This window comes from Acinetobacter sp. AOR14_HL, from assembly GCF_027855175.1.
Lineage (GTDB): Bacteria > Pseudomonadota > Gammaproteobacteria > Pseudomonadales > Moraxellaceae > Acinetobacter > Acinetobacter calcoaceticus.
The window spans coordinates 58,740-74,457 of record NZ_JAKTII010000017.1 but is presented as its reverse complement, the minus strand read 5'-3'; the positions used below and the strand labels follow the sequence as shown (position 1 = coordinate 74,457).

Genomic DNA, 15,718 nt, shown 5'->3' with positions numbered 1-15,718 from the left:
GGGTTTTTTTTATGCCTAAAGAAAAGTTATTATTAACCTCACTTAAATAAAAAAGATAAATTATTAGTTTTTAATATCTTAAGTCATTAAGTTTTTTAGAAATTTTCCTACCATATATAGCCTGACTATAAATCAGCTATACAAACTTTCTTATGCGTTACGCGACTAGGCACGATAGGCTTGACACGCTTGAGCACAAGCTAGGCATGCTTTAGCACAAATTTGGCAGTGTTCATGCTTGTGTTTGCCGCATTCTGCTGCACAAAGTTGACATGCATGGGCACATAATGGCATCGCTTGTTCAGCTAACTCAGAATGCCTTAACTCTAAAGAAGTACATAACTGACAGATTTCTACACAAGTCAGACAGTGTTTAATGCACTCACGCATCATATGTTCTTCTTGCAAACAGGCGGCTGCACAGGTCTTACAAGCAATCATACATTCTACAAAGGCTTGAATTGAGCTAGAGGCTTGGCAAAATAATGAATTATTTGCTTCTTGATTGGTTTGCATATGAATTCTCCTATTCCAAAAGTCTTTATTAAAAAATGGAATATTGTTATGTTTTTCTATTTTATAGATCATTTTTTAAACAATGGGCATTTGAGATGAAAGGGGTACAAATACCCAATACATAATTAACCTCGTAGTAGAATGTTACATCCAGTTTTTAGCTTAAAAGCGCTTATTTCTTGATGATAAAAAGTGTCAATTAAATTTAAGGATTGTGTTAAATTTAATTGCATATAATACTTTTGGCTAATTTCTTATTGTGTGAATATTAGGCAAATTAGGAATGTGAACTTTGAAGGACACGAAATGGAAAACGTTAATCAATACGCTCACGGAGCTGAGCATGAAGTCCACATCCATTGCAAACGATCATTAAGCACATTAATACTGAGTATGTTCGTATTAATTACAACTGGTCGTTAAAAGAAAAAGCACCCGAGGGTGCTTTTTCTATATTTGAATCTAACATCGGGTTGAATCAAAGAGTTTATGATGACCCTACAAAACCACGACGCTTTTTGTAGGCTTGGCGGTCATAAGAAGGAATATGGGATTGTTGCAGATCAATAGCTAACTGTTTTTTACGTTGAAACTGCACTTCACTTAAAAGCGCAGCATAGATTTTGGGACGATCAGTTTTAAACTTGTCTACATCCAATGGAATCTTATCTTCATTCTTGACAAGGTATAGCACAGAACCATTGCCATTCGTTTCATAAACTGTCCAACCGAGCCGCACGGCATAGAGGCCAGTTTTTAGATTCTTTCCTAAGTAAGATTTAAAACCATCTGGATGAGGGCGAACATAAGCATTCATCATGCATCCTCCATCATTTGTTTTATTTGATGAAAGCGACAATCAATGAATTGATGGGGAATGAGACATCATATTCAGTAAAATCACGATTTCTAATTGTTTATATATTGTTCAATTTTAAAATTTCAAGTGAGGCAAAAAGCTGCTATTTACTCAGTTATATAAGTTCAAAATATTAAAAAAACAGCAGATTTTTTGAGTAAAAAACTCTCAAGTTAATGTCATAGAGGCTTGTAATAATAGCTCATTATTCTCTATTTATGTGATCGATTTTGCACATTTAAAATTATTTAAATCGTAAGTGAATTTACAGTCGGTTTGAGTTAACTATTTGTTTTAATGTTAAATAATTTAATTTTAATATTTCTTGTTACAACCATTTTATCGACAATAGATGCTCATTTTTGACATATTTCGCCTAGCATAATTAAAGAGTTCGTTGCCTATGGTGTCATTTCTGTTTATTGGACTTGTGGTCACCATTTTGTTGACTCCAGGCCCCACAAACACATTGTTAGCCTCGGCTGGAATACAGGCAGGGGTGAAGCAGTCTCTTAAACTTATTCCTGCTGAAGTGGTGGGGTATCTCATTGCAATTACTTCATGGGGTGTTTTGCTTGAGTCAGTTTCACATTTAATCCCTTGGCTTCCTGCCTTATTAAAGTTAATAAGTGCAACTTTCATTCTCTACCTTGCATTTAAACTTTGGGTAACATCAACAAATGACATCAAATTAGACAACCCACTCATTACGCCTAAGGCTTTATTTGTCGCAACACTTTTAAATCCTAAAGCTTTACTCTTTGCTTCTGCTATTTTTCCACATGCAGCATGGGAAGTGCTTCACGTTTATTTTGTGCATATTGCTATTTTTTTATCATTAATTACACCCATTGCATTTTTATGGATTGCTTTTGGAACCGTATTAATTTCAAACAAAGTAACTTGGTTAAACCAACGTAATTTACAACGTACGGCTGCATTTATTTTAACTTTTTTTGCTATGCCAATCGGCTATTCAGCGATTAGCTCATTTTAAACTTAACCCATTATTTATATTAAAAAATTTAATTTTCAGGAGATTTTTATGAAAAGAGTAAAAGTAATTATTAAGGACCAGTTTAACAAAGAAACGATTGCTTTAGCGAAAGTTAGACCCATGAATGACCACGCCCTTGAACTTCATAAAAGCGTTGAACATATTGAAATTGATGATGACATTATTTTACCCAATATGGATTTACTCTATGAAAATCCTAAAGACGGGAAAATTTATCAATTGATTGGGCCATTCAACGAGGAATAATTTTTAGATTCACTTTTGAAAATAACATCTAGAACACATTTGTATTTCATCACGATTTTAGTAAGAAAGTTTTTAGCTAGAATCTGATGAAAATACGAGCAAAATTAACCATTGAATACAATTAAAATATTGAATATCAGGAATTGTTGTGGGACCATGCTTTTTGTAAAAGTGTGACCTAATCCACACTTTTGCATTTCAGGACTAAGTGGTTTTCACTAAGCCCATTCCTTCAATGAGAAGTAGGAATGGGCTTTTTTTATTGCATATTATTCTTTAAATGTTTCATCTAAGGCTTGTTGAACTGCTTCTATACGTGATTTACACGCTTTATAAGCAGTAATCGATTCTTCAACAATCTTCATTAAATTATCAATATCTGGGCTTTCTTGAGACTCAAGTAGTTCGGCATTTTTCTTCAAAATGTCATGGCCATCCTTAAATGTTAACTCTTTATTCTTCATTTGGAATTACCTGTGTAATGTTGGCTTCGATCACACCATCTTGCATTTCAATGGCAATAGCAGGGTTTGAAATTTGATGTATAGAACGAATTGCTTTTCCTTCTGATCTAACAATTGCATACCCTTTGGCTTGAACTTGTTTCGGGTTTTGTAGAAGGACTTCTTTCATTAACGATTCGATTTGGGCTAATGAAAATTTAACTTGTTGCTGTGAACTAAACTGAATGCGTTCTTTCATCTGGTCAAGCAGGTGATGAGCCGAGTTAAGTTGACTCTGTGCTGAAGATTTAATGTGGTGAAGCAGTTGGTCATTCTTGCTTTGATAGGTCGTGATTTGATGCTGTGAAAGCAGCTTAATGGTTTGCAGACTATCTACTGCTTCTTGTACGCGTTCAACAATATGGTTACGAATACCAGCAATCACTTTACTTGGCGTGTCGAATGAACGATGGGCAATTTCATCAAGAATGGTACGATCTTTTTCATGACCAATACCGACCCAAATGGGTACAGTGCGTTTGCAGAGCAGAGCTGCAAGTTCATAATCATTCAAATAGGCTAAATCATTAACAGATCCACCGCCACGAATAATCACAATCAAGTCCGGCGGAAATGTAAATGTGCTGGCCCATTGCCTTAAACCTGCACCTAAAGACTCGATTAAGCTGGTTGCGGCTGTATTTCCTTGAAAAGTAGCAGTGTGATACACAAAATGGCAAACACCATTTCTTTCTAGCGCATCGGCATCTTTTTTAAAGTCACCTAAGCCCGCAGCATTTTGAGGCGCAATCACTAAAACATTTTGAATATCAAAAGGAGTTGAGAGGAGTTTGTTCTTATGAATTAAACCTTCTTGAGTGAGTCGTTCAATAATTTGCTGATAACGTTTAGCAATTTCGCCTAAGGTAAAACTTGAGTCAATCTCTTCAATATTGACTGAAAATCCATATTGAGGATCAAAACGTGCGCGAATTTTTATGAGAACATTTAAGTCACTTGAAATCTCAATACCAGTTTCACGTTCAAACTTTAAAACAATTTTACTTGCCGAAAATTTCCAGATTGTGGCCTTACAACTTGCAATGACTTTATCAGTCTCTGCATCTTTTTCTGCAAGCTCTAAATAGTAGTGACCGCCTTTAATATTTAAATTTCGAATTTCTGCTTTTACCCAAACTGGCTCATCAAAAGCCAAACGTATGACTTCCTGAACTGTGCCGAGATATTCACTAAGGGAAAACTGAGGTTCAGACATACGAACTAAACATTAAAGGACCAACCTAGATAGTATAAAAGCCATCCAACCAAGGCAATTGCTGTCTGTGAATTTAGGGTTCTGTTTAAAATAAATACAACAATTCAAAAGATTAAATTTAAATTTAGCTTGTTCATTACTAATTAATTCAAAAGATAAAATTAATTAAAAAAGATAAAACTGATGAATTACAACAGATTAAAAAATAAAGTTTGCTTTATGAAATATATAAGCGTATAAAGCTTACTTCCAATTGCGGGGTGGAGCAGTCTGGTAGCTCGTCGGGCTCATAACCCGAAGGTCGTTGGTTCAAATCCGACCCCCGCAACCAAAATATTATGCTCTGTGATGTACCACTTTTCATAATGCAAAAATTATGAAAAGCATTAGCTTATAAATAACCCTATATCAAGCTAAATATTAAATTCTAGACTGACTGTCCATACCTTAAATCTAGCGTTCTAATTAAATACCGTTAAATCACATGAGCTCAGTGATGAGTGAATGATTGTGAATATAGTAAATGAGTGGCAAATTGCCACAGCCGTAAATGGCAATGAAATTAATGTGAGAGTGGTTCCTCACGTGCGTAAGCAAAACTCTCAAGATGGTTATCGTTGGGTCGAAGTTGGTAAGAAAGTTCAACTTCAAACTGGTGAAGAAATCGAGTTGAACCAAGATGGTAAAAGCTTTTATGCTGCATTTAACCAGCTTTATCGTTTAAGTACGTATTGCTAATAAAATGTTTAGCTCTCAAGCTAAAAACCTATCTCTTTTAATGGAGATAGGTTTTTTTATATCTATACGATTTATAAATAATTAAAGTTATAAAAAGCAAAAACGTATTAAATTGATAGAATTATTCTTTTAATTATATTTATAACTAAATTAACCTGCTCGCCAGAATTGACGGCCCATGACTTTAAAGTTCTTTCCATTTTCTTCGGTTACACGTCGGTCTCTAAACTTTTCATTTAAACTGTGCAAAATTAAAGAGCCATCTGCTTCTTTAAAAATCTGCTTAATCATTCCTTCCCCAGCAAAGTAAACCGCATAAATCTCGCCATCAATGACTTCAGTCTGAGAGATATCAATGCCGACTAAATCTCCATCTTTAATGTAATCGGTCATGCTATCGCCTTTAGCTTTGATAATACGCATGCACTCTTGAGCAACCCGTTTTTCTTTAAAAAATGAGGCTGGAAAAGGAATTTTTCCATTAATTGCATCGAAGTGAAACTCGATAGATTCACCCGTACCACAAGAAAAGCTAGCTTCTACAACTTCAACCCAGACATATTGATCGGTGGATTCAGCACTCACAACAGTAGGGCTAAATACATCACTTTCTCTAAAAGAATCTTCAGTATTTCCAGTTGTTAGCCAATAACCATCTACACCTAAAAATTGGGCAATTAATGGAAGAAACGCTGATTTCAAATTTTTCCCTGACTCTAAAGCTTGATAGGCAGGCTGAGACATCTTGACTGCTTCTGCTACTTCAGCCTGAGTTTTTTTCGCTTTAAGCCTAGAGTCTTTTAAACGGTCTTTAAGAGCCATAACGGTCACACCTGCAAACTTATAACAAATATATAACTTAAGTTATATCGAGTAAAACAACTATAGTTATTGACTAATAATAACTATAGTTATAATATCAGTTATATCTTAAGATGAATAGATAAAGTTTTAGTAGTGTTTAAGTCTCTATTTATAGCTTTATCAAAGTGTTGAGATGAAAGCTAAATTTATTTTGTTTTTATAGGAGGCAAAATAAAAGGGAGATAGCTCAATTATGATGTGCAGATAGGCTATCAAAACAAAAATTGGAATAAAAAAAAGCCCGATTCCGTGGATCAGGCTTAATGTTCGTCGATAAAGGGTATCAAGAACATGGAGAATTTAACAAAGATTGTGAGTCGTAACAAAAGTTTCCGATATACGGCAAAGCCTTATTTGAACTTTTTGGTCAAAAAATTAAAGTCCGGAAAAGGCTTAAACTTAAGAGCTTTAATACTTTTTTACAATTTCAGAAAAGGAAATATTTATTTTTAAATTAATGCTTTAAACGCATATTGTTTGGTTCTATATGTTTGTTGTACCAGTTGAAACGTTTCGAACACACATTTGTAGCCATAGCTTAGCTATATTGCTCAAAGAATGCGTCAAAACTTCAAGAATAACAAACGATAAAGATGCCTTATTAAACGAGTAAGTTGAGTTGGAGATAGTGAATGACTACAGCAATGCAGAACAGAGCTAAACAACTTAAAAATGCAAAACGTGGAGGGTATGTCCCAACAATTGCAAAAGACGTAAACAAACTTAAGGTACAAAAAATAAAAAGGGCACTTGAAGAGGCGAAGCAAATTGCAAGTGAGCTTGAAGATGAAGCGTTCGAATTTGACGATCAAGTCTCGATGCAAAAAGCGATAGGTGCAATCACCGTGATTGAGTTGATTGAACAAGCCTTAAACAGCGCACACTAACCAGCTTTAGCACACAAACATTCTTTCTTGGGCCCTGAAATTAAGCGGGTCAAGGTAAGTTCGTCTTGCAATTTAGCGCGGCATTAAAGCGTTAGTGTTTTTTATTGACTGTAATAAAGAAAACTAAGGGTATTTATAAAACTTGAAAAACAACAAGCTAGTCATGGTGATGGATTTTCAAGTTTTACCCTTTAAAGCAGGACAAGATTATGAAAACAGTTCCAATGAATGGATTAGCCACATTTTTAAATTTTTATAGCATTGCAATTATGGTGGCTTTAGCAGTCAGCTTAGTTGTCGCAGTCGTGTTAATGATGCGTTTCCCTCGCTCACCGCAAGAATGGATTGTTGGGCTGATCTGCACAGTAGTTTCAAGCTTAACAGGTGGCTCATTTATTATCATGAAATGGAATTTACAAGAATGGGTTTTGGATATTTGGGGAATGATCACACTTTGTGGATTCTTCTTCATTTGCGGTTTGCCTGGTTGGGCTATTGTGAGATGGGTATTTAACTTCATCAATAAACAAGAAGGTAAAACGATTGTGGAAGTCATGAAAGACTTAAAAAAAGCAAAAGATGATCTGCAAAATAGCTAAAAACAGTTGTAATCATATGGGTAAAATAAAATGAATATCGACCAGTACTTAGAAGCAATCATAAACAGAGAAGGTGGGTATGTTAACCATCCATCAGACCATGGACATGCCACCAAATTTGGCATTACAGAAGCAGTCGCTCGATCACACGGCTATCAAGGTGATATGCAGGATTTAACATTAGCTGTGGCTAAATCTATTTATAAGAAACAATATTGGTTTGAACCCCAATTTGACCAGATCAATGAGATTAGCCCGACTATTGCAGAAGAGTTATTTGATACAGGCGTTAACTGTGGCGTCAATTTTGCAAAACCCTTGTTGCAGCGTGCTTTAAATTTGCTGAATAAGCAGGGAAAAGAAGGCTGGTCAGATCTTGCTTTAGATGGTCAGTATGGGCCTCTCACTTTTCAAGCTCTTAGAGGTTATTTGAACAGGCGTCATAAAGAAGGAGAAAAGGTATTGGTACGCGTTTTAAATATTATGCAAGGGCAGCACTATATAGAAATTACAGAGAAGAACCCAAATTATGAAGACTTCTTTTATGGTTGGATCTTAAACAGGGTATCGTTTTAAAGATTGTAATTAGATAAAAATATGCTCAATCATCGAAATGCTTTAAAAGTCTAAACATGAGTTAAGGCTTTTAAAGCATAATTCTTAAAGCAATGATTTATTGTGCGATGAGTAAAATTGCAAGAAGAAAGAAAATAGCCCCACTGATTTTATTGAGTATAGAAAAATTATTTCCAGCCAACATCTTTTCTTTAAAAATTGAAGAGAAATTTGCATAGACTAGATGAATTAAAAAACCAATCAAACAAAAGGTTAAAGATAGAACTAAAAACTGATTTAAAATTTCTTTCTTTATATCGATAAATTGAGGGAAAAGAGCAATAAAAAATACGATTGTTTTAGGGTTAAGCAAAGATGCGAGTAGACCCTGATAAAATAGTTTAGATTTACTGACATTTTTATCGCTTTGCTGATCTGTGATTAAATCTTGCGATGGAATTTTTTTGCTAAAGTTTTTATATCCGAGATACATTAAATAAAATGCACCAATAAATTTTAAAACCGTAAAAATAGTAGGGTTACTCGTAATAATAAGACCTACACCACTGGCGGAAATTACAGCAATTACAAACATACCAATAATTAAGCCGCTAATACCGAATAAAGCGGTTCTAACACCATAATTGATTGAATTTGTGACAGTAAATAAAACACCGGGGCCGGGGCTTAATAGGGTAAGGAATGCAATTGTTATAAAAACTAAAAGACCGCTCACGCTGATATATCCTATTTATCAATTGAGACAAAATTATGCGATTACTTTAAATGAGAAAATAATTTATGTATACAGAAGGTTATGTATATTTAAAATAAATAAATTAAATATTAAAATTTGAAAGTTTCGAAATAAAATATGCATTTATATAAATAGATAATGTATTTAAAAGCATAGCCGTTATTGCAACATAAACATACAACCCCGACAAGTAGGCGTGTTAGTATGTTAAGTCTATACCTCAAGAAATATACAGTATGACGAAAAAAGAACGGCAGTTTAAATCTGGCGAATTTCGATTTTCCTTTTTATCGTTTAAATATTGGGGTCTATGGGTTTTAGCTTTTATTCTGATGTTATTTGCGATGTTACCTTGGGCTATTCAATGGCGTCTAGCCGATTTTCTTTCAAAAATAGCATGGAAATCTTTAGGTTCAAGAAGAAAAACAACACTACGTAATTTAGAAGCATGCTTTCCTGAAAAAACACCTATGCAAATTGAAGTGAAAGCCAAACAGGTTTTTGTTGATACTTTAACGGGTGTATTTGAGGCTTTAAATGCTTGGTATAGTCCAAACTGGTTTAAAAACCGTGTTCACATAGATGGACTAGAGAATTTAACCAACAATCAGGAAAATGGCGTACTTTTACTAGGCACTCATAGCACCCTTTTAGATGCAGGCGGAGCCGCGTGTACCTTATTTTTTAATATGGACGTGGTTTACCGACCTCAAAACAATCCCTTTTTAGATTTTCTGATTCATCGTAGCCGTGCAAGAGTGTATAAAAACCAGATTGCTCGAGATAACATGCGTGGACTTATCCAAAACCTTAAACATGGTCATGCCATATGGTATAGCCCAGATCAGGATTTTGGCTTAAAGCAAGGTGTAATGGCATCATTTTTCGGGGTGCAGGCAGCTACTGTCACAGCCCACCGCAGGCTTATGGATATCTCAAAAGCAGCAGCAGTGCCTTTATACTTTTACAGAAGTGGCAATATTAGAAATCCTCAATATCATGTTCTCGTTGAACCCAAATTAGAGAATTTTCCAAGTGGATGTGAAGTTAGTGATGCTGAAAGAGTAAATAAAATTATTGAGAATCAAATTCGCATCGCACCTACACAATACATGTGGTTCCATCGACGTTTTAAGACACGCCCTGCGGGTGAAAAGAAATTTTATTGATGGTCTTATGGGGAAATAACAAAGGTACTCCTTTCGATTAAAATGAAACAAAATTTGATTTTTAATTGAAAGGAATCTTAATTAAATCAATATGAAAGATGAGTGGGAAGAGGTATAGAATTTTTCTTGCTTTAATTATTTTGAATATCGATTGCAAATGCTTCTGAAGCGTGTATTATCGAGCATAACTAACAAAATATTCTTGTCATCATAAATTTCTATTTGCGCAGTTTTATTTATAATCCTTCGGTTTTTTCAGATATTTAAGTTTTGACGTCTATTTTTTAGTTAAATTGGTTTCCCCAATAATAAGTTATAATATTTTAAGATTTAGGATATAACATATGTCTACTACTACTGGTACAGTAAAATGGTTTAATGAAACTAAAGGTTTTGGTTTTATTGTGACTGATGAAGGTAAAGATATTTTTGCTCATTTTACCGATATTCAAACACCTGGTTTTAAAGTTCTCTTGGAAGGTCAACGTGTTGAGTTTACTGTAGTACAGGGTAAAAAAGGCCCACAAGCTTCAAATATTGTGATTGTTCAAAACTCATAAATAAATAGAGCATTTAATTGATTTAAATATATTATTTAAATAAAATATATTTGAGTCTAAAGCGTTTTATTAGAGTTTAAAAAGCCCACTTTATATTTTGTGGGTTTTTTATAAGTTTTGATTCAACTTATATTTAAAAAAAAGAAGTATAAAAATACTCTTATAAAAGGTTTTAAAAATTTTATGTTATAACATAACTAATTAGGTGTATGGTATTAAAATGGATATTTGTATCGGCGGTATTTTTGACGGTCAAAAAATAGAAAACAATAATGATTTCTTTAAGGTTGAAGAGCATTATTCAGACAATAGTTCTAAATATATTAAACAGCACTTCCACTTGTTTGGACAAATTTTTACTTTCTGGGTTTGTGAAGATGTTGATCTAACCCAAGCCATGAGCAAAGCTGAGAGAATTTTAAAGAATAAAAAAGAAACTAATTAGCTGCTTTTTTAATTAATAATTATGAGTTGTGAATATTGTTGATTGATAAAAGCATTAGCAATTGTTTCATGGAAGAGTAGAGTCTTTCATTCATCATTTTTTTGTTTAGAAAACCTAACAATTTCATACTCTTTATAAGCTATTAAAATAGTGTACAATTTTATAATGATAATTACAGACTTTAACAATTTCTGTGTAGAATTTGCTATAAATAGTTATACATTAGGCTTAAGCTAAAGTTGTTTTATTTATTGCGCAAATAAAACGAAACCCACTTTAATATAGTTTATTTGAGTGGGTTCTTTATTAAGGTAGCCTTTCATTAACTCAATACTTATAATTAAATTATAGATAATATTAATTACTATAATACCCCTAAGAAAGGAAAATATTTTAAATGTTAAATGAAGTACAACCTCATATTTGTTTTGTTGGTAGTAGTAATTTGGCGTTAGCATTAATAGGAGGCTTAGTTTTAAAAGGATTCAAAAAAGAAAAGATCCATCTTATTGAAGAGAAAAAAAATAACGATGAAAATATGTTAAAGCAAAAGGAAAAGGAAAATGGTTTAAAAAAAGCAGATATTGTTATTTTATTATTGGAACCTAAAAACTTAAAAGAAACGCTTGAACCATTTAAAAAGTATTTAGCACGTAAAGTTATTATTTCTATGATGGCAGGGGTTGATATTGCAAAATTATCAACGATTACTGGCTCAAAAAAAATTGTTCGTGTAATTTCAAATCCACCTGTGCTTACGCATACGGGTACTCACGTACTCATTGCTTCTGAGCAAATGGACCAGCTCGATAAAGATGTCATCGAAATGCTGTACTCTGCAACGGGGCAGACTTTCTGGGCAGCTTCGGAAACACAAACTGATGCAATTATTGCATTATCTGGTTCAGGACCGGCTTACTTTTTTTATATTTTAGATAGCATGATTAAGACGGGCGTTTCATTAGGCCTCGACAAACAGTTTGCCTTAGATTTAGCACTTCAAGCCGCTGCTGGTGCAGTTGAAATGATCCGTAAAACCAATGTCCCACCTGCGGATTTATGTGGAAAGGTCACTTTAGCCAACGGAATTACCGAATCTGCTTTACGCATGTTCGATTTAGGAAATGTATCAGATGATATACGTTTAGCTATGAAAGCCGCATATCATCGTAGCAAAGAAATTACTTCAGAAATTATTTCTGAAATTGGTTAACTCTTCTTTAGCAAACTAGGCCTTTAAAAAGTATTCCCAAATAATGAAACCTAAGCCAAACCCAATAAAAGAGTAGAGAGTAATAATAAAGAATACAAAACTGGCCTTATTTTTTTTCTTCAAAATGTTCATGGCGATGCCTCCAACTCAGATTAATTTTATTATGGAGATGAGGAGGCTGTAATCATAGATACAGAATTTTTTAAAAAAAATATAACAGAGTCTAAATCTGTTATGGTTTAAGTTGCTTAACTTAATAAAGATCTTAGAATCAATATTTTAAGTCGATGTGCTATAGGCGCTACATCTTTTATTCAATTAACATTAAATCGGCGGTATTGGCAGATTTAAGAGGGCGTAGGGCAAAGGTTGAGCGTGTGTGTCGAATACCTTTAATTGAATAGAGTTTTTTCCGTAAAAAACGTTCGTAATGATCCGCATCTTTTACGGCTACTTTGACCAAATAATCATAGTCACCTGTAACCAGATGGGCTTCTACAACTTCCGGTATATCTGCTAATGCTTCGCTGAAATTCTCTAACATTTCATCATCATGGCGCTCTAGAGTAATTTCAATAAAAAATACCTCATGAATGCCAATCGCTTTAGGGTTTACGTTTACCGTATAGCCTTCAATAATTTTTAAAGTTTCCAGACGTTTTAGTCGTGTCCAGCATGGTGAAGATGAAAGACCGACTTCTTCGGCTAATTGAGCAACGGTTAGACGGCCATTACCGCGTAAGGCAGATAAAATTTTCCGATCTATGCGATCTAGTGTGTATTCTGTTCTGTTCAAAATATAAACCAAAGAAGAATCTTCTGATAAAATTAAATATACTTTATTTTTATGCCGCGATCATTTAAAAAAAGCAAAAAATACAGGAAACATTTTGAGCTAAAGGTACATACACTATTTCTATGCATTGAACCTTTCTGGATAGGGGTTGTGATGGAGCAAAGAGCACTGTTTCAGTAAGGGTGACTAAACAGTGCTCTTTGCGGATTTCTTATAAATTTTTAAATCTATTTTCATTAATCGTCATAGTGTATTAAAATAAATTAAATAATAACTTTTATTTATCAATTGAAGAAAAACTAATCATTATTTTTTATCTAACTTTTCCTTTATGGTGATTTCATTGCATAGAAGGAAGCAAGGTTATGATCACCCAGCATGATATAAATCAAAAACAATATCAAAATAAGTCCCTCGACTATTTGAATAGCCAAGCTCATTCTGAAGGAATTGAATTTAATAAATTTATTAATGAAATTCAGAAAATTGAAAAGGCTGTTGTTTTAGATTTAGGCTGTGGTGGAGGCCATGTCTCTTATAATGTTGCTCCGCATGCAGACCTTGTTTTTGCTTACGATTTATCTCATGAAATGTTAGACACTGTATCTAAGACTGCCAGCCAACGCAAATTAAAAAACATCTTTGTGCAGCAGGGCATTGCTGAAGATATGCCTTTTAGTGACCATCAGTTTGATGTCGTCATTAGCCGATATTCAGCTCATCACTGGCAGCATGTTCCTAGCGCCATGAAAGAAGTAAACCGCGTTCTTAAGCCTGATGGTATTGTTATTTTTGTAGATATTATTAGTTCTAGCTCGCCTATATTAGACACGTTTTTACAGACGATCGAAACTATTCGAGACCCGAGTCATGTACGAAACTACAGTGTAAAAGAGTGGGTCTATTTTATCGAAGATGCAGGCTTTGACTTGGTTGGCTTAGATAAACAAACGCTCTCGTTAGACTTTGATAGTTGGGTGAAGCGTATGAAAACCCCTGAAGATCAAATCAAAACTTTGCGCTATTTGCAGGAAGGTTCATCTGACCTCGTTAAGAAATATTTCAAAATTCAGAATGACGGTAGCTTTGAAAGCCATGTGGGTTATTTTGTTTTTAAGAAATTAGGGTTTTAAATGGTGTAATAAGTAAGGGTTTTAGTAGATAAGAAATGAATTAAATGCCACTAGAACTCTTTTCTTGAATAGCTCGGATTATATTAAAGATGGGTATAAAACAAATCTAATATCATTTATTTGATAAAACTTAATCACACAATTTTTATAAGGTGATTAAGTATTCAAAAGAGAAGGCGATTTATTTAATTTTCTTTTTATTAATAGACACTTATAAATAATTATTATTTAATACGCGCGCAACATTACCACTAATACTTTTAATAACTTTGTCGGGGAAATAATGCGTAATATTTTAGTAACGGTTTTCACTTTATTGGTAGGAACATCAATTCATGCTAATCAAGAACCTAAAAGCCTTCTAGGGCAAACACACTGCGAGAAAGCAGTAGAGCTACATGGTTTTTTAAGCCGCGCTCAACTTGATTGTAACTATCACTATTATTCAGAAGAGTTAAAGGATGCTGCAGCAAAATGTACTAAACATGAGCTAGGCGATAAATACGGTAGAGAAGTCATGAAATTTGGTATGAAGCAATTTGAAGAGCGCAAGAAAGAAGATACAAAAGGTCAATTATGTAGTCGGGTTTTAAAAGAGTTTCCAAACTATATTAAAAAATAAAATAAGGTTTTAAAAACCTCTTCTAGCAAGCCGATAGAATGAATTTAATTGTTCATTTTATCGGTGTATCACCGTATATAATTCGTCAATTAAACTAGAAAATAAACTTTAAGAATCCACCCAATATCACTTTGACACTTAAAATCTCTTTTAAATGAATAGAACTGAAGAATTAATAGAGATATATTTTAAAAGGTATATTCATTTTTTAATACGAAAAAAGCTATTAGAAGGGCGTAAAATTATGACTATAAAGGAAGTTTCAAGTCCAATTGACCTAAGAAAAGCAGCTGATGCTCTAGAGTGGGCTGAAGAAGTAAATGTGAAACGCCCTTGGAGATATGAATTTTTTAGCATGTATGTGGCTGAGATTAAGTCACTCAATATCAAAAAACCTAAGATTCTTGAGATAGGTGCTGGTCCTGGCTATCTGGCAAAAATTCTATTAGAAAATATAGAGTCTCTGGAATATACAGCTTTAGATTTTTCTGAAGCTATGCATGAGTTATCCAGAAAAAACTTAGGATCATTTGCGAGTAAAGCTAACTACTTAACTGCCAATTTTAAAGATTCTGGGTGGTACAACGTATGCCAACAAGAAACTTTCGATGTGGTCATCATTCACCAAGCTTTACATGAGTTAAGGCATAAAGATTTTGCTAAAGAGTTTCATATCCAAGTTAGAAATCATCTCTTAAATACAAATTCTTTATATATAGTGACTGATCATATAGTCAAAAATGAGGAAGGAATGAAAAATAAAGACTTATATATGACTATTGATGAGCATATAAATACATTTTCTTTAGCTGGTTTTAAGAATGTTGAATTATTAAAAGAAAAGAATGCATTATGTTCTTTCAAAGTTTATTAAGCTGTTTTCAATAATTATTCTATTTTATAAACCAAATCTTCTGTATTAGATTAATAAACCCTTTTACTAAAATTATTTTAAAGCTTTATTTCTAGCCAATATCACATTGACACCTAAAACCCCTCCGATTATGCTTTGCGTGCTGGCC

General features: G+C 33.6%; 21 protein-coding genes and 1 tRNA gene. 14 read left to right on the top strand and 8 right to left on the bottom strand.

Annotation, left to right across the window (positions count from 1 at the left end):
- Positions 1 to 165: 165 nt before the first annotated feature.
- Positions 166 to 516 carry a four-helix bundle copper-binding protein gene (locus MKL38_RS16390; RefSeq protein WP_270903803.1) on the bottom strand — a complete coding sequence of 117 codons (351 nt, stop codon included), beginning with the start codon at positions 514 to 516 and terminating at the stop codon, positions 166 to 168.
- 487 nt (positions 517 to 1,003) lie between these two features.
- A complete protein-coding gene (locus MKL38_RS16385) occupies positions 1,004 to 1,336 on the bottom strand; it encodes a hypothetical protein (RefSeq protein WP_270903802.1) in 333 nt (110 codons plus the stop codon).
- Between the two features lie 442 nt (positions 1,337 to 1,778).
- Here MKL38_RS16385 and MKL38_RS16380 point away from each other — a divergent pair, with 442 nt between their 5' ends.
- Both MKL38_RS16380 and MKL38_RS16375 read left to right on the top strand, forming a co-directional pair.
- The gene (locus tag MKL38_RS16380) at positions 1,779 to 2,372 is read left to right on the top strand and encodes a LysE family translocator (protein ID WP_209830372.1); all 594 of its coding nucleotides are present in this window, start codon (positions 1,779 to 1,781) and stop codon (positions 2,370 to 2,372) included.
- A gap of 48 nt (positions 2,373 to 2,420) precedes the next feature.
- A complete protein-coding gene (locus MKL38_RS16375; protein WP_045435956.1) occupies positions 2,421 to 2,639 on the top strand; it encodes a hypothetical protein in 219 nt (72 codons plus the stop codon).
- A 269-nt stretch (positions 2,640 to 2,908) separates the two neighbouring features.
- On the opposite strand, the gene xseB is transcribed toward MKL38_RS16375, so the two are convergent.
- Together xseB and xseA are read right to left on the bottom strand one after the other, a co-directional pair.
- Positions 2,909 to 3,103 carry an exodeoxyribonuclease VII small subunit gene (gene xseB / locus MKL38_RS16370; protein ID WP_003652614.1) on the bottom strand — a complete coding sequence of 65 codons (195 nt, stop codon included), beginning with the start codon at positions 3,101 to 3,103 and terminating at the stop codon, positions 2,909 to 2,911.
- Positions 3,093 to 4,358, bottom strand: coding sequence for an exodeoxyribonuclease VII large subunit (gene xseA, locus MKL38_RS16365; RefSeq protein ID WP_270903801.1), 1,266 nt, complete (start codon positions 4,356 to 4,358; stop codon positions 3,093 to 3,095). The genes xseB and xseA overlap by 11 nt, the downstream gene beginning before the upstream one ends.
- A gap of 254 nt (positions 4,359 to 4,612) precedes the next feature.
- Between xseA and MKL38_RS16360 the strand changes: the two genes are divergently transcribed.
- Positions 4,613 to 4,689 (top strand) — tRNA-Met (locus tag MKL38_RS16360).
- Between the two features lie 173 nt (positions 4,690 to 4,862).
- Positions 4,863 to 5,096, top strand: coding sequence for a hypothetical protein (locus MKL38_RS16355; protein WP_005041855.1), 234 nt, complete (start codon positions 4,863 to 4,865; stop codon positions 5,094 to 5,096).
- Between the two features lie 150 nt (positions 5,097 to 5,246).
- On the opposite strand, the gene MKL38_RS16350 is transcribed toward MKL38_RS16355, so the two are convergent.
- A complete protein-coding gene (locus MKL38_RS16350; protein WP_017390243.1) occupies positions 5,247 to 5,918 on the bottom strand; it encodes an XRE family transcriptional regulator in 672 nt (223 codons plus the stop codon).
- Positions 5,919 to 6,592: 674 nt separating this feature from the next.
- On the opposite strand from MKL38_RS16350, the gene MKL38_RS16345 reads away from it, so the two are divergent.
- The 3 genes from MKL38_RS16345 to MKL38_RS16335 all read left to right on the top strand — a co-directional run bounded on the left by MKL38_RS16345 (position 6,593) and on the right by MKL38_RS16335 (position 8,022).
- A complete protein-coding gene (locus MKL38_RS16345; protein ID WP_133746450.1) occupies positions 6,593 to 6,847 on the top strand; it encodes a hypothetical protein in 255 nt (84 codons plus the stop codon).
- Positions 6,848 to 7,056: 209 nt separating this feature from the next.
- Positions 7,057 to 7,446 (top strand): hypothetical protein, encoded by a 390-nt coding sequence (locus tag MKL38_RS16340; protein WP_270903800.1) that lies wholly within the window; start codon positions 7,057 to 7,059, stop codon positions 7,444 to 7,446.
- A 30-nt stretch (positions 7,447 to 7,476) separates the two neighbouring features.
- Positions 7,477 to 8,022: a glycoside hydrolase family 108 protein gene (locus MKL38_RS16335; RefSeq protein ID WP_270903799.1), complete on the top strand. Its 546-nt coding sequence runs from the start codon at positions 7,477 to 7,479 to the stop codon at positions 8,020 to 8,022.
- Positions 8,023 to 8,119: 97 nt separating this feature from the next.
- On the opposite strand, the gene MKL38_RS16330 is transcribed toward MKL38_RS16335, so the two are convergent.
- Entirely contained in the window at positions 8,120 to 8,737 is a 618-nt protein-coding gene (locus tag MKL38_RS16330) for a LysE family translocator (protein WP_205469587.1), read from the bottom strand.
- 257 nt (positions 8,738 to 8,994) lie between these two features.
- Here MKL38_RS16330 and MKL38_RS16325 point away from each other — a divergent pair, with 257 nt between their 5' ends.
- From MKL38_RS16325 to MKL38_RS16310, 4 genes are all read left to right on the top strand, one after another.
- Entirely contained in the window at positions 8,995 to 9,927 is a 933-nt protein-coding gene (locus tag MKL38_RS16325; protein WP_005041842.1) for an LpxL/LpxP family acyltransferase, read from the top strand.
- A 344-nt stretch (positions 9,928 to 10,271) separates the two neighbouring features.
- Positions 10,272 to 10,487 (top strand): cold-shock protein, encoded by a 216-nt coding sequence (locus tag MKL38_RS16320; RefSeq protein ID WP_003652601.1) that lies wholly within the window; start codon positions 10,272 to 10,274, stop codon positions 10,485 to 10,487.
- A gap of 220 nt (positions 10,488 to 10,707) precedes the next feature.
- The gene (locus MKL38_RS16315; protein WP_198078848.1) at positions 10,708 to 10,932 is read left to right on the top strand and encodes a hypothetical protein; all 225 of its coding nucleotides are present in this window, start codon (positions 10,708 to 10,710) and stop codon (positions 10,930 to 10,932) included.
- A 397-nt stretch (positions 10,933 to 11,329) separates the two neighbouring features.
- A complete protein-coding gene (locus MKL38_RS16310; RefSeq protein WP_198078847.1) occupies positions 11,330 to 12,145 on the top strand; it encodes a pyrroline-5-carboxylate reductase family protein in 816 nt (271 codons plus the stop codon).
- Between the two features lie 15 nt (positions 12,146 to 12,160).
- Here the strand turns inward: MKL38_RS16310 and MKL38_RS16305 are convergent, their stop codons facing one another.
- Both MKL38_RS16305 and MKL38_RS16300 read right to left on the bottom strand, forming a co-directional pair.
- Positions 12,161 to 12,277 (bottom strand): hypothetical protein, encoded by a 117-nt coding sequence (locus tag MKL38_RS16305; RefSeq protein ID WP_004793556.1) that lies wholly within the window; start codon positions 12,275 to 12,277, stop codon positions 12,161 to 12,163.
- 178 nt (positions 12,278 to 12,455) lie between these two features.
- The gene (locus MKL38_RS16300) at positions 12,456 to 12,941 is read right to left on the bottom strand and encodes an Lrp/AsnC family transcriptional regulator (protein ID WP_031945309.1); all 486 of its coding nucleotides are present in this window, start codon (positions 12,939 to 12,941) and stop codon (positions 12,456 to 12,458) included.
- A 365-nt stretch (positions 12,942 to 13,306) separates the two neighbouring features.
- On the opposite strand from MKL38_RS16300, the gene MKL38_RS16295 reads away from it, so the two are divergent.
- The 3 genes from MKL38_RS16295 to MKL38_RS16285 all read left to right on the top strand — a co-directional run bounded on the left by MKL38_RS16295 (position 13,307) and on the right by MKL38_RS16285 (position 15,570).
- A complete protein-coding gene (locus tag MKL38_RS16295; protein ID WP_198078845.1) occupies positions 13,307 to 14,074 on the top strand; it encodes a class I SAM-dependent methyltransferase in 768 nt (255 codons plus the stop codon).
- Between the two features lie 283 nt (positions 14,075 to 14,357).
- A complete protein-coding gene (locus tag MKL38_RS16290) occupies positions 14,358 to 14,696 on the top strand; it encodes a hypothetical protein (RefSeq protein ID WP_005048027.1) in 339 nt (112 codons plus the stop codon).
- 244 nt (positions 14,697 to 14,940) lie between these two features.
- A complete protein-coding gene (locus tag MKL38_RS16285; protein WP_270903877.1) occupies positions 14,941 to 15,570 on the top strand; it encodes a class I SAM-dependent methyltransferase in 630 nt (209 codons plus the stop codon).
- Positions 15,571 to 15,718: the final 148 nt, after the last annotated feature.

Coding starts and splice junctions, on each gene's coding strand:
- MKL38_RS16390 (WP_270903803.1), bottom strand. CDS start 516: ATGCAAACCAATCAAGAAGCAAATAATTCATTATTTTGCCAAGCCTCT.
- MKL38_RS16385 (WP_270903802.1), bottom strand. CDS start 1,336: ATGATGAATGCTTATGTTCGCCCTCATCCAGATGGTTTTAAATCTTAC.
- MKL38_RS16380 (WP_209830372.1), top strand. CDS start 1,779: ATGGTGTCATTTCTGTTTATTGGACTTGTGGTCACCATTTTGTTGACT.
- MKL38_RS16375 (WP_045435956.1), top strand. CDS start 2,421: ATGAAAAGAGTAAAAGTAATTATTAAGGACCAGTTTAACAAAGAAACG.
- xseB (WP_003652614.1), bottom strand. CDS start 3,103: ATGAAGAATAAAGAGTTAACATTTAAGGATGGCCATGACATTTTGAAG.
- xseA (WP_270903801.1), bottom strand. CDS start 4,358: ATGTCTGAACCTCAGTTTTCCCTTAGTGAATATCTCGGCACAGTTCAG.
- MKL38_RS16355 (WP_005041855.1), top strand. CDS start 4,863: ATGATTGTGAATATAGTAAATGAGTGGCAAATTGCCACAGCCGTAAAT.
- MKL38_RS16350 (WP_017390243.1), bottom strand. CDS start 5,918: ATGGCTCTTAAAGACCGTTTAAAAGACTCTAGGCTTAAAGCGAAAAAA.
- MKL38_RS16345 (WP_133746450.1), top strand. CDS start 6,593: ATGACTACAGCAATGCAGAACAGAGCTAAACAACTTAAAAATGCAAAA.
- MKL38_RS16340 (WP_270903800.1), top strand. CDS start 7,057: ATGAAAACAGTTCCAATGAATGGATTAGCCACATTTTTAAATTTTTAT.
- MKL38_RS16335 (WP_270903799.1), top strand. CDS start 7,477: ATGAATATCGACCAGTACTTAGAAGCAATCATAAACAGAGAAGGTGGG.
- MKL38_RS16325 (WP_005041842.1), top strand. CDS start 8,995: ATGACGAAAAAAGAACGGCAGTTTAAATCTGGCGAATTTCGATTTTCC.
- MKL38_RS16320 (WP_003652601.1), top strand. CDS start 10,272: ATGTCTACTACTACTGGTACAGTAAAATGGTTTAATGAAACTAAAGGT.
- MKL38_RS16315 (WP_198078848.1), top strand. CDS start 10,708: ATGGATATTTGTATCGGCGGTATTTTTGACGGTCAAAAAATAGAAAAC.
- MKL38_RS16310 (WP_198078847.1), top strand. CDS start 11,330: ATGTTAAATGAAGTACAACCTCATATTTGTTTTGTTGGTAGTAGTAAT.
- MKL38_RS16305 (WP_004793556.1), bottom strand. CDS start 12,277: ATGAACATTTTGAAGAAAAAAAATAAGGCCAGTTTTGTATTCTTTATT.
- MKL38_RS16295 (WP_198078845.1), top strand. CDS start 13,307: ATGATCACCCAGCATGATATAAATCAAAAACAATATCAAAATAAGTCC.
- MKL38_RS16290 (WP_005048027.1), top strand. CDS start 14,358: ATGCGTAATATTTTAGTAACGGTTTTCACTTTATTGGTAGGAACATCA.
- MKL38_RS16285 (WP_270903877.1), top strand. CDS start 14,941: ATGACTATAAAGGAAGTTTCAAGTCCAATTGACCTAAGAAAAGCAGCT.